The following is a 12,733-nucleotide window of genomic DNA, read 5'->3' on the forward strand; positions in this document are numbered from 1 at the left end:
TTGTTTTAATTTAAATACATATTTTATAGCAAATTACGAGTCTTTTTGCATACATATTCCTATTTACAGAAAAATTTTATGCTAAACACTCAAAACCCCACGCGGTTTCGCATGGGGGATTTTACACAACTATTGATCTAATTTTAATTTCTTCAATTGTTCTGCTAGTGCGTTATTGATTGGTTCTTCCACTTTCTTTTGCTTCTTCATATATTTAGACACATCGTGCTTACTGGCTCGTTTTTGATTGGATTGTGATTTGCGTTTTTCGAAAACAGACAGTTTTTCTCTATGGCCGCACACACAAGCAAAGATTTTGCCATCGCCTTCTCCGCGCAGCTCAAGCTTTTTATGACAGTTCGGGCAGCGTGCATTTGTTTTCTTCGCCACATTTTTGCGGTGTCCGCATTCTCTATCCTGACAAACAAGCATGGTGCCGTTTTTCCCGTTCACTTTCAACATAAGTTTTCCGCAATCAGGACAATGAGTGCCTGTCATATTGTCATGCTTAAAGGTTTGGTTCGTCTGTTTGATTTCAGATACGGCTTGTTTTGCATATGACTTCATTTCACTCATGAATTGAGAAGCTTTCAATTGGCCTTTCGCAATCTTAGAAAGCTTTTGTTCCCATTCCGCTGTTAATGCAGGTGACTTTAAGTCTTCAGGTACTAAAGAGAGCAACTGCTTCCCTTTCGATGTCATGAAGATGTCTTTGCCCTTTTTCTCGATTAAGAAGCTATTAAACAGTTTCTCAATGATATCGGCTCTTGTTGCCACTGTACCCAAGCCGCCCGTTTCACCAAGGGTTTTCACTAAGTCCTTTTCCTTATTCTGCATAAAGGCAGCCGGGTTCTCCATCGCAGATAACAGGGTCGCTTCATTAAAACGAGCAGGAGGTTTCGTTTCTCCTTTTGTTTCTTTCAGCGTTCTGACTTCAAAAGATTGACCTTCTGACAGTGCCGGCAGATGCTGATCTGCTTCGGCTGATTCCTCGTCTTCATAGGATTCATCATACACAGCTTTCCAGCCGGCTGATTGCACGGTTTTTCCTTTTGCCGTGAATGTTTCATCGCCTATCTTGGCAATCACCGTTGTTTCCTCGTATTCAAAAGGATTCATAAGTACAGCAAGGAATCGTTTGGCAATAAGATCATATAATTTACGCTCTTTATCACTTAATGCACCAGGATACAGCTCTTCCTCGGTTGGAATGATCGCATGGTGATCTGACACTTTTGCATCGTTGACGAAGCCTTTGTGCGCTTTCACACCTGATTGTAAAATACGGTTCACATGCTGTGCATACGGTCTGACATTCATCCCTTTTAGTCGATCTTTTAATGTAGGAACGATATCCGCTGAAATAAATCTTGAATCTGTACGCGGATATGTCACAAGCTTATGCTGCTCATACAACCGCTGAAGCGTAGATAATGTTTCTTTTGCTGAGAAACCGTAGCGTTTATGCGCATCACGCTGCAATTCAGTCAGGTCGTACAGCCCTGGAGCAAAAGCTTTTTTCGCTGTTTTTTTCAATGCATCGATCACTGCTGGTTTTCCTTTACAGCCTGCCAAACGCTCTTTTATGACATTCTCTTGGAATGTGCGGTTTTGCTTTGTTTTGGCATCCTGCCACGTCAAGGTAAGTCCATCTACTTGTGCAGTCATTCCATAAAACGGCTTCGGCTGGAACTGCTGAATGTCTTCCTCTCGCCTTGCGATCATGGCAATCGTTGGTGTTTGCACACGTCCGCAGGATAACTGTGCATTAAACTTGGTTGTCAGCGCTCTTGTTGCGTTGATCCCTACAATCCAGTCTGCCTCTGCACGAGCCACCGCAGAGCGATACAGGTTGTCATATTCTCTGCCGTCTTTTAATCGTTTGAATCCTTCTTGGATGGCTTTGTCTGTGACAGATGAGATCCATAGTCGTTTCAGTGGCTTTTTCACATGCGCTTTTTCAAGAATCCACCTTGCGACAAGCTCCCCTTCACGTCCAGCATCTGTTGCGATGACAATGTCTTTGACATCTTTTCTCGCAAGCTGCGCTTTGACCGCTTGGAACTGTTTACCTGTCTTTTTCATCACGACAAGCTTGAGCGGCTCTGGAATAATTGGTAAATCCTCTAGACGCCAAGATTGAAATTCCTTTCCATAGCCTTCTGGATCAGCAAGTGTAACCAAATGACCAAGCGCCCACGTGACAATGTATTGATCTCCTTCTAAGAAACCATTTCCTTTTTTATGACACTTCAGTACACGTGCAAGGTCACGTCCTACTGAAGGTTTCTCTGCTAATACAACTGTTTTTGACACTAGATTTCACATCTCTTTCTTCTATCCATCCTTTTATTATAGCAGACGTGGAGATCCGGTTCTAATGGCTGAACATAAATGAGAAATGGAGCTGAAACACTAGTGTAAAGACAACACTTGAAATAGAAACATCTCTATACTGAAACGCATTCAGAAAGTCACACGAAATAAGAGCTTGTAGTGCCACTTAAGCATCGACCCGCCAAATTTTCAATCCATAATATGTTTTCCAACCATACAAAAAACACCTCTGTATTCAAAAAGGCGTTTTGGGGGCTGAAGTTTTTCGAGGCTTAAAGCTTAGCTCACAATCTTTGCAGTACAAGTAACTAACTATTCTTTCTCTGAACCCAGACAAGTAAATAAATATGATGACAAACAAAACAATTCCAAGTGTCTCTTTTATAAAAGGGATAAACACTATTCTTGTTATCAGATAAGAGATATAAAAAGAAATACCTAACATGAGAACTACCGAAACACAACATGCACTTCTTACTCTCTTTCCCACACGATTACTTATTACATCTAGGGCATCCTTGCCATTCCAAACAAACAACCTCCTTTCTGAATTTATGTAAATTTTATTATATAAACAATAATATTCCATTTTTATTTTTAATGTTCAGAATATAGAAGGTGAAGAAAAAAGAACAAAGAATATAGTATTTATGCCATAGCTCGTTTCATTGATATCAATTATTCTTTAAAATCCATCACAACAGCAACTCTCCCATTTTTTAAGCATTCATTGAACATATTTTGAATTTTTCGTAGATTTCAGCATGTCCAGGCGGTCTTTCGTTTATATTAGAAGATGAGAAACTAGCTTTTATACAGGAGGATTTGTATATGCATACAAGTATTAGCCGTCTGAGACAGGCGGGTTTTATTGAGGGTATGTCTCTTTTAACCCTTCTTTTAATTGCCATGCCTCTAAAATATTTTGCGGATATTCCGATGGCAGTCACGATTGTAGGCTCTCTTCATGGCGCATTGTTTGTGATCTATATGCTTGTTTTGGCATATGTGACTTTTAAAGTTCGCTGGCATTTGAAATGGTCTATTGCTGGCTTTTTTGCGGCTTTTATTCCTTTCGGTAACTTCGCTTACGATAAGGTGCTTCGTCAATTTGATACAAAAGCTTAATCAAAAAGGGCTAAAACGATATTCGTTTTAGCCCTTAGTCTTCACGCTGAAGCGTCCTGATAAAGGAACGCTTTTTTATATTGATGCATATTTCACAATGGCTGCTTGACGCATCATGTCGTGATATGCCACCCATAATTCATCATCAGGCAAGACGCTAGTGATTGGATCAATTGGCTGCTTCACCTCGTACAGCATGCCATTTCTCTCCACTTGAATGATTGCTAACGGCAGGTTGCCGATCACGCCAGCAAAGGAGACATTGGTTACTTTTGCACTTCCTTGTTTCTCTTGCAAGAGATCCATTTCTCTCTCTAACTCTTCTTTCTTTGTTTGGATCGTTATTTGAGTTCCTGATGTGATCTGCATATGATCAGGGATGAACTGGCTGACCGTTTTTGTGATGGACTCATCTCCGTTTGAAACCATCACATCAAGCTGAATAGGCTTTTGTTCATGGATGGCAATTGGATATTGCTTCACACGCTGGATCGTTCCTGTTAACGTCACATCTTTACCCGATCGATTCCGCACTTCATGACCATAGGCTGCCATTTTGAGCTGGCCGTTGATGTCGACGAGATCGGCTTTTTCTCCTGTTGTAAATTCAAAACCAGCGGCTTGAATCATTGGAATGATATACGTTTTCTGATCCAATTCAAATGTGAGTGATAAGACGGTGCCTCGTCCTACGGTTCCATAAGATTCTATTTTTCTTAAAACAGCGCCTTTGATGAACTTTGGCTGAATTGGCTGCGAGAAGTCAACTTCTTTTAAGAGCATTGCCCTTTTCTTCTTCGGATCATAGTGAACGACAATACGCTGGCCTGGCTGCGGTATCTGGGTGTAGGATACAACCGTTTTAACCGTCTTTTCTATGCGCTGCCCTTCATATTCAAATTGAAGCCGCATGCTGACAACAGGCTGTTCGTTGATGTAAGTGCCAGTTTCTTTAACAGACACAATATTGGCTTCTAATGTGACACTGTCCTTAATCTTGTTCTTTCTCACCCGTCTCAAAATTGGCGGCAGGAAGATCGCTAGCACAAATAATAATAGCGGGATCAAGATCCATATCGCCCAGTTAAGAATGAGCGGTCCGCCCTTCATTACATATTGCGTAAAGGTATCAACAGACGTTTGGTGGGCTGGACTGGCGTTTTCAATTGAGATGACCTTTTGCAAAGGAAATTCCTTTAGCTCTTTGCTTTTCGTCTCAAATGCACCCGTTAATTGCTTGTTAAATGAATAATAGAGCCAATCGCTCTTCACATTTTTATTGAAAGAAAGCTCTTCTCTTTGTAAAGATTCATATGAAAACGACTGCAAAAGCTTGCTGGCAGACGTCACCTTATTCGTACGATGGTTATACATATACCCCGTCAGTTTGCCTTTTGCCTCGTCCTTTGCTGTAGAGCCCGCAATGAGAACTTCTTCCTCATTGAGCTGGTACACGTACGTTTGATAAATCGGTTTTGGTGTTGGAACGACTTCTCCAATCCCTCCATCTGCTGTTACTTTCCTTGCTCTTTTTGGATATGCCGATTCTACGGCGACAGCAAAGTCCTCGGATGAGCCAATCGTTTTTTTCAGCTGCTGTTCCACTGTATCATCAATGAGACTAAACGGTTCATCCCCTTTGGATACATAGACCCCAAGCTGATGTTTTTGATTAGAAATCCCGCTGACATACGCCTTCTTGTCATTTTTCAAGGTGACTTCAAATATAGGAATAGGGGTTTGCCCTTTAAAGGAATTCATGACTGCATCAACGGAAACAGGTCTTGCTGGCAGCTTTAGCTGATTGAGCTTGTGTAAGTAAAACTGACCATTTTTCAGCTCACCGATAACCGCTTCTGCCCCTTCCGTTTCTCCTGTAAATACGAGCCTTCCATTCCATTGATATGTATTTGAACTTAAAAATGATGGCACCTGTACTCTCTTTTGAACGAGCTCTTTTCTCTCGCCATTTGGTGACAGCTTCTCGATCATCAGCTGCTCATCTTTATTTTTGAAGGCAAGTAAGAGGTTGTTTCCTTGAATGGATGGCCATATTTCGTTAAATGGGTCGCTTGATATGGTCCATTCCTTGATTCTTTTTGCTGAACGAGTGTCATACATTGCGTAATGAAGCTGCTGGTCTTTTGATACAGCACTCACCACTCGTTTTCCTTCATCAAATGTGAAGATTCGTTTGACGTCATTCTCTTTGATTTTCCCATCCGCCAAATCCTCTTGATAATGATTCCACACCATGACACTGAGAATGATGGCTGGAAGAAAGAAGACCATATATCTCAAGAAAATTACTGGTATTCTTTTCACATGACCGCTTCCTTTCATGAGGTTCCCTTATCTTATACGTCAGTTCAGCGAGAATGTTTCAAACGCTGGAAGAATACCCTTTACATACCGCAAAATCCATATTTTACAGATTTGATGGTTTGCGATAAAATCCAATCAGATTCAAAAAAAGGAGTTCTCTGATTGGATAAGCTTTCGTCTTTCATTTTAGCTGCTTGGCTCCGTGTTCCACGATGGTTCAAACAATGGCTGCTCGTATCCATTACCATTTTCTTTTTTTATCTGTTTTTTGTAAAGGGGCTGACTCGTTGGCACACATTGCCGCCCGTCACCTTGGTCTCATGTATGATTGGTTCTTTCTTCATTTGGATGATGTGGTTAAAAGGTCAAAAAAACAAGTAAAAAGGAGAAAAACATGAAAGAATCCATCTTTTATTTTGCGGTCTCTTTTATTTTGCAATTTGTTTGGTTTGGGGTTGTGCATCCAGATAGAGGTGTGACACTGCTGGACATGTTCATCTTTTCTATTTTGTTTGCGGTGATGTTCTTTTTCATTCGGCGGATTTGGCGGTATCAGAAGAAAGGAAGCAGTGAGTGATCATGAAATATGCTCTATTCACTGCTGTTATCTGTGTGTTTATCATTCTATTTTTAATGTCGAATCCTTTTGAAGGGGACGCTATGCGGATTGTGTCCGCCTTGTCCCTGCCTTTTTTCGGTATGATCGGTTTAGGTATTTTATTGTTTAAAACTTAAAAAGGCTGCCAAATAGATGGCAGCCTGTTCCTTACTCTTTTCATGCAAATAAATAATCAATGTTTAATCTCCGTCACGGAGTGTATGAATTAAGATTCGATCATATCAGTGTGTCATATGTGTTCCGAGTGAACCTACGTTTGAAAGTAAACGCCATGGAAGTTCTGGATAACAAGACAACGAAAGCCCTACCTCTCATTCGTCCTTACGGCTCCGAAGCCGTGCCAGTGTGAATTGTAAATCAAAACGTCTTTTTTCCATTCTTCCGCTTATATAGGGGGGCGGGAGCAGAAGGAAAAGAATAAGTTTGTTCGCTTTGACAGCGTCTCGTTCTTATCAAGTAGAAGCTCTATTGCTTCTCATTATGTCATAGAAAAAAGAAAGTTTACTTTCTTTATTTATTTGCTTATTTCAACACTTAATATCAAACTATAACACATTCCCCCTGCTTACGCAAGTGTTAAAGTGATCATTCTGCTGGTGTACGACTTCCCTCATTCATATAACGGATGGAGGTTGGGTCAATTTTCAGAATCACTAAGTTTGGATCATCTTTTCCTTTAAACCATTTCTCCATTTCCTCTGACCAAAGGCGGTCAATCAATTCTCGGTCATCTGTTAATGTAGCGGTGCCTGCAATTTCAGCATACGTATCACCAAATCCTTCGCCTGTATATCCAATGAGAATATGAACATTCGGGTTTTTTTTAATCTCATCTGCTTTATGTGTTTCTTTGCTCGTTGGTGTATATAGCGTCAGCCCGTCATGAAAAAAGGTCATGTAGCGGGTATGCGGCTGATCCTGTTCAACCGTCGCCAGCGTTCCGACCTTTTGCTCATCTAATAAGTTCAGTACCTTTTGCTTTAACTCTTCTTGTGACATATATCTTCACTCCTTCAAATATCATCCGTACTGTTAGGTTTCCACGACAATCCATTCATTAAACAAAGAAATGTGTTTTTCATAAAAAGAGATCTTCTAGCTGATGATAAAGAAAACAGGATCAATGAAAGGGGAAGTTGAGCATGCATCATGAAACGATGTTTCATTTGGTTTCACTTGTCATTGCGGCAGCTGTTGTGGGGATTATCATCTGGTCTGTCACATCTGTGCAGAAAAATCGCAGGAAATACTAAAAACACCGCCCAACAAAAGCTGGGCGGCGGTGCTATTGATCATGTATTCATAAAGGAACCACCATTGACGTGAAGGGTCTGTCCTGTCATATAAGACGATTCATCAGAAGCAAGCAGCACATAGCAGCCGACATGCTCTACAGGCTGACCAGGTCTTCCCATTGGGGTTTCGGCCCCAAAGCTTTCCACACTGTCTTCATCAAATGTAGATGGAATGAGCGGTGTCCAAATTGGACCAGGTGCCACGCCGTTCACCCGAATCCCATCTTTCACAAGCGACTGTGCCATAGAACGAGTAAAGCCGTTGATGGCCCCTTTCGTCGCTGTATAATCAATCAGCACTGCGTTGCCTCGATAAGGGTTGATAGATGTTGTATTAATGATCGAACTTCCCGGTTTTAAGTAATCAAGCGCCTTTTTCGTCAAATAGAAATAAGAATAGAAGTTTGTTCTAAACGTTTGGTGAAGCTGTTCACTAGAAATATCTTGAATCCGTTCTTGCGGATGCTGTTCAGCCGCATTATTCACTAAAATATCTAATTGACCAAACGCTTCAACCGTTTTCTCTACCGCTTCCTCGCAAAAGGCTTCGTCCCCGACATCTCCTGCAATCGTTAAGCATTTGACACCTTCCTGCTCGATGCGCTTTTTCGTGTCCTCTGCATCCTCATGTTCATTTAAGTACACAATGGCGACATGTGCTCCTTCTTTGGCATATGCGACAGAAACGGCACGTCCAATTCCGCTGTCTCCACCTGTAATCAGTGCGACTTTTCCTTTTAGCTTGCCAGACCCTTGATACGACTCATCCTCAAAGATCGGCGCAGGATTCATTTCTCTTTCACTGCCTGGCTGCTGATCCTGTGTTTGGCGCGGAATGCCGTTTGTTAAGTATTCACGTAAATCCATGTGTAAGCTCCTCCTTGATTTGCGGATGTATCCTTTCATTACCACTTCACTTGTTCTTCAAACATCACGATGCCGTACAGATGCGTTTTTGAAAAACAGGTTGTCATGTTTCGAAATGGGAAAATTCGGTTACATGATCATCAAAAAGGAGCATTTTCATATGCTGTCAACTCTCTCAAAAACCTTTAGCAGACCAAAAGGCTGGCTTGGAAGCATTGCAGGCTTCATTATGGCAAATGAAAATAAAGCATTGAATCAGTGGGCGATCCGTCACTTAGAGCTTGCTGATGGGGAACACCTGTTAGAAATTGGCTATGGCCCGGGTTACAGTATCAAACATATGCTAAGGCATTATGATGATCTTCACATTGATGGACTGGATGCCTCTTCCACCATGCAGGAGCAGGCGAAGACCCGCATTAAGAAACGATTAAAAGACGAACAGGTCCGGCTGTATGTCGGGAAAATTGAAAACTCACGTTTGCCAGCAGAGCAGTACGACAAAGTGCTTTCTGTCAACAATTACACGATTTGGGATGACCCAAAGACTGGATTACTCAATCTTTATCACACCTTGAAACCTGGCGGAAAAATCGTGATTGTGATGCAGCCAAGAGAAAAGGGAGCGGGCGCCAGCCGGACAACAGAAATGGGTGAAGAGATTCTGCATCACTTGCAGTTTGCTGGATTTGGCCAATTTTCTATTGAGTACGAGGAAATTCGTCCTACCCTCGCTGTCTGTGTCACAGCAAAAAAGCCGAGAAGCGAATAAGCTCTCGGCCTTTTTCCTACCATTTTGCCTCTTTGACAAATTGGTAGAACAGCTGATTTAATTTCTGCTCAATGTCTTCCTTTGTTCCGTGTCCATAAAGCGCTGTGCTTTCTTCGCTTTCGATGATGGATGAACTGATCAGACTAAACATTTCAGACCCTTCTTTGCCAAGCTCTAGCGGCGCGAGCATCATGAGCATTCTTGACATGAGCTGCTCTTTGCCATCCATGCTTTTGATCTCGTATGCCTCATCAAGATCATAGATATGAAAGATCGGCTTCTTGATGAACTCATGCTTTAAGTGGAAAAGAGCGAACTCGGTCCCCGGAATGCCTAGACCTCCTTGCTGTTCACGTTCAAGTAAGCCGGCCGCCACGTCGTCCGCACGGTCTACATATCCTTGGCTTTCAAGCTGACGCATCAGCTCTCGGATGGTTTCCTCATGCTGATTCATCGTGTTCTTTTTTTCAATTGTAAAATGGGACAAGATGCTGCGAATGACAGACATATAATTCGTTATCTGCTCTGCCAGCCCCATCATATCCACTGGTTCCTCCACCGATTCTTTCACAGATTCCTGCGCTCTTTTTTTCTCAATGATATACGGAATCTTGCGTTTAATATGAGACTTGACACGCATGGCGTCATCCTCGTTTAAGAGCGGACTGACCATAATGTAATCAATATGCTCATATGGGATCGGAACCGTTGATACAATCATGTCATAGCTCGCCGCGTCGATTTCCTTTAGTTCCATCAAGGAAGATAGATCGAATTTAGCGATCTCTGGCAATTCTTTTTTCAATCGTGATGCGAGCATTTTGGACGAACCGATTCCGCTTGAGCAAACGACCAATGCATGAATCTTCGTTTCTTCTTTTTTAATTTCAAGAACCGAGCCAAAGTGAAGCACGATAAAGGCAATTTCATCTTCTGGAAATTCAATCTCGGGAAAGAAGCGCTCAACCCCTTCTTCAATCGCCATGAACAGCAAAAAGTAGTCTTTTTTAATTTGTTGTTTGAGCGGATTATAAATCCGCATCTTCTCCTTTAATCGGTTCATGGCAGGTTCAAGATGAGACACGAGTCCCTCATACAATGAATCATTTTCATTTAAATGGTAGCCTGTTTTATGAGAAATAAAATCGATGAGTTTTTTCGTTCTCAGCGCAATATCCAGTTCAATCTCATCAATGCGATATTCTGCCTTAAAGCTTCGGTTTGCACTACGCAGATGGATGGTCATATATCCGACCTCTGCTTCAGGAATCTCGACATTAAACATGCGTTCTAGTGCTCTTGCGATTCGCAGTGAGGATTCAAATTCCTTCGTCCGCTTTAATTCAAGCAATTCTTCCTCTTCCATCCGAATGGTTTCGCCGATTTGAATGCGTTCGATGGCATAGGTTAAGTGAACGACGAGCGCAATATAAGCACTATCAGACAATGAGAGCGACAGTCGGTTTTTCAAATGAAAGAGTAGCCTCTCTACCTTGAGCAGCTGTCCCCTGCTGACCACTCCAAACACTTTTTCAGTCGCTTTCGTTCGATGTTTAATATTCATTTCAATCGTTTCTAAAAATAATTGAATGTCGAGCCGGTCGACAATGAGATTGCCGACAATTTTTCGTTTTGCTTCCTCCGGTCCTTTTAATTCAATGCCGTACCCGCGCTTTCGAATGAGCAGTAAACCATAAGGAGCAATCCAGTCCGTCAGTTCATCTAAATCGTAGCTGATGGTCGCATTTGTGACCTGCAAGTCGGCTGCAAGTGTATATAATTTCACCGGTTCCTTTGCTTCAAGCAGTGCACACAGGATTAAGAGCTTCCGTTCATCAGAACTATATTCAATTTGATCTTCATTTGAAATGTGAGCCAGAAGCCGCTGCTTGTCTTCCTGTTCACCGACTGCCTTCAGGCCCTTCCCCGGCTGTTTATCAAGTGATAGGTTGTAACTTTTTAAAATCGGTTTAATGGATTTAAGTTCTCTATGAATGGTTCTTGTACTCACCTGAACAGAATCGGCGATCTCACGAATGGTGACATAACGATTTTGCTGAATCATATATTTGATGACTTTTTGTTCTCGTGCCGTTATGTACATGAAATGCCTCCTTCTGCTTACTAGGTCTATTGTCACAATTTAATATAAAACGCTTTCACTAAACGATGCAATCTGAAGTTGTTCTAAATTTGGCAAACGGTCTGTGACAAAATGAAAGACCTTCTCCACATCATACGTTTTTCCAAAATGACGGTCCATACTCCTTTTGATGAAATTGAACCTTTTGTTCTTGAAAAGGCAGTGAACCCCCGGCTTTTAAAGAATAAGTCGGATTGTATACGGAAGAGCCAAAGCAATAATCGATTGTGCCTTCTTCCGGACGGAACAGGACGGTTCGCATCGTCCCAAACAGCTCTTCATAATTGTGCACAGTCAGACCAGCGGGATATTCCGTCTGGAACAATTTAGCAAGAGACTCGCTTGATCGCTTTTCTTCCAAAGCCTGAATCAACAGATTGTATCTGACAACAGAGTGATGTTTGGTTAACCCTTTTGCCGTTTGATCAGCTACCGGATGATTCGTTGCTGCAATATATCCATGCTCCGGTTTTCTCACCATCTTTTGCCCATCAATCATTTCGATCACAGCCGCGTCTCCTTGCCGATCGGCGAGCATGAGGTGAACATTTGAGGCGACAGGCATTTCCTGTATCAAGCTGGCGGCTTCCTCAACCGTTTCACAGGAATCCAGAACAGCTCGAATCACGTGATATACTTGCAAGCCAGCAACGGCTGGTGGCTTTAAACCTGGTTCATTGCCAATAGGCGGTCCGCATGCAGAAAAGGTCACAGACAGACCATGCTCATTCATTCCATCAGATCTGCCAAATAAGATTAATGATGATCCTGTATGAACCGCCAAACCTTTCACATGTGTAGACACAAGGCGCATATCATCAAACAGCGGGGAAAAATCATAGTTGCGCAGCATCACTGTTTGTTGATTGTCCGTCTTGTTTCCCTGCCTCACACAATGCGAACATCCAGGCTGAAGATGTGATGAAAAGAAAAAGGTCAAATGACTTTCATTGATTTGCAGTTCCTCACAAAATCCAGCGAGCTCTTCCTCTAACTGAGGAAGATATGGACGCAGCAGCTGCTTCGTTTCATTCACAGCCTCTTTTGCCACAGGTTCGGTTTGAAGGTAGTGTTTCTTGAGATAAGGATGCTCCTGAAGCCAGACAGCCTGCTGCTTTCCTACCTCATAAGCTGTTCCTTTCATTTCATGAAAATACGCGCTCATCTCCTGCATGCATCCACCTCTTTTATCTTCGTTTCTCTTATCATATCGAAACAGGCATTTATTTTAAAGGATGAAAAAAACT

Annotated in this window: 9 protein-coding genes; 3 read left to right on the forward strand and 6 right to left on the reverse strand. The window is 42.1% G+C overall.

The annotated features are described in order from the left end of the window. Nucleotides 1–129: 129 nt before the first annotated feature. Nucleotides 130–2,316 (reverse strand): DNA topoisomerase III, encoded by a 2,187-nt coding sequence (gene topB, locus BK049_RS05860; protein WP_071168063.1) that lies wholly within the window; start codon nt 2,314–2,316, stop codon nt 130–132. 852 nt (nt 2,317–3,168) lie between these two features. Here topB and BK049_RS05865 point away from each other — a divergent pair. Then, nucleotides 3,169–3,465 (forward strand): DUF3817 domain-containing protein, encoded by a 297-nt coding sequence (locus BK049_RS05865; RefSeq protein WP_008357116.1) that lies wholly within the window; start codon nt 3,169–3,171, stop codon nt 3,463–3,465. Nucleotides 3,466–3,540: 75 nt separating this feature from the next. On the opposite strand, the gene BK049_RS05870 is transcribed toward BK049_RS05865, so the two are convergent. Then, the gene (locus tag BK049_RS05870; protein WP_244887372.1) at nt 3,541–5,790 is read right to left on the reverse strand and encodes a hypothetical protein; all 2,250 of its coding nucleotides are present in this window, start codon (nt 5,788–5,790) and stop codon (nt 3,541–3,543) included. 394 nt (nt 5,791–6,184) lie between these two features. Here BK049_RS05870 and BK049_RS05880 point away from each other — a divergent pair, with 394 nt between their 5' ends. After that, nucleotides 6,185–6,367, forward strand: a complete 183-nt coding sequence (locus BK049_RS05880) for a FeoB-associated Cys-rich membrane protein (RefSeq protein ID WP_008357110.1) — start codon at nt 6,185–6,187, stop codon at nt 6,365–6,367. A gap of 627 nt (nt 6,368–6,994) precedes the next feature. Here the strand turns inward: BK049_RS05880 and BK049_RS05885 are convergent. Next, nucleotides 6,995–7,408 (reverse strand): pyridoxamine 5'-phosphate oxidase family protein, encoded by a 414-nt coding sequence (locus BK049_RS05885; protein WP_071168065.1) that lies wholly within the window; start codon nt 7,406–7,408, stop codon nt 6,995–6,997. Nucleotides 7,409–7,701: 293 nt separating this feature from the next. Beyond that, nucleotides 7,702–8,571 (reverse strand): SDR family oxidoreductase, encoded by an 870-nt coding sequence (locus BK049_RS05890; RefSeq protein ID WP_071168066.1) that lies wholly within the window; start codon nt 8,569–8,571, stop codon nt 7,702–7,704. Nucleotides 8,572–8,731: 160 nt separating this feature from the next. Between BK049_RS05890 and BK049_RS05895 the strand changes: the two genes are divergently transcribed. Continuing rightward, nucleotides 8,732–9,343: a class I SAM-dependent methyltransferase gene (locus BK049_RS05895; RefSeq protein ID WP_034738626.1), complete on the forward strand. Its 612-nt coding sequence runs from the start codon at nt 8,732–8,734 to the stop codon at nt 9,341–9,343. A 16-nt stretch (nt 9,344–9,359) separates the two neighbouring features. On the opposite strand, the gene BK049_RS05900 is transcribed toward BK049_RS05895, so the two are convergent. Both BK049_RS05900 and BK049_RS05905 read right to left on the reverse strand, forming a co-directional pair. Continuing rightward, a complete protein-coding gene (locus BK049_RS05900) occupies nt 9,360–11,447 on the reverse strand; it encodes a BglG family transcription antiterminator (protein ID WP_071168067.1) in 2,088 nt (695 codons plus the stop codon). Between the two features lie 130 nt (nt 11,448–11,577). Next, entirely contained in the window at nt 11,578–12,660 is a 1,083-nt protein-coding gene (locus BK049_RS05905) for a C45 family autoproteolytic acyltransferase/hydrolase (RefSeq protein ID WP_071168068.1), read from the reverse strand. Nucleotides 12,661–12,733 lie beyond the last annotated feature (73 nt).

This window comes from Bacillus xiamenensis (assembly GCF_001857925.1).
Lineage (GTDB): Bacteria > Bacillota > Bacilli > Bacillales > Bacillaceae > Bacillus > Bacillus xiamenensis.

Bases quoted from the DNA above. Each gene is read 5' to 3' on its own strand.
- BK049_RS05865 (WP_008357116.1), top strand. From the start codon at position 3,169: ATGCATACAAGTATTAGCCGTCTGAGACAGGCGGGTTTTATTGAGGGT.
- BK049_RS05880 (WP_008357110.1), top strand. From the start codon at position 6,185: ATGAAAGAATCCATCTTTTATTTTGCGGTCTCTTTTATTTTGCAATTT.
- BK049_RS05885 (WP_071168065.1), bottom strand. From the start codon at position 7,408: ATGTCACAAGAAGAGTTAAAGCAAAAGGTACTGAACTTATTAGATGAG.
- BK049_RS05890 (WP_071168066.1), bottom strand. From the start codon at position 8,571: ATGGATTTACGTGAATACTTAACAAACGGCATTCCGCGCCAAACACAG.
- BK049_RS05895 (WP_034738626.1), top strand. From the start codon at position 8,732: ATGCTGTCAACTCTCTCAAAAACCTTTAGCAGACCAAAAGGCTGGCTT.
- BK049_RS05900 (WP_071168067.1), bottom strand. From the start codon at position 11,447: ATGTACATAACGGCACGAGAACAAAAAGTCATCAAATATATGATTCAG.
- BK049_RS05905 (WP_071168068.1), bottom strand. From the start codon at position 12,660: ATGCAGGAGATGAGCGCGTATTTTCATGAAATGAAAGGAACAGCTTAT.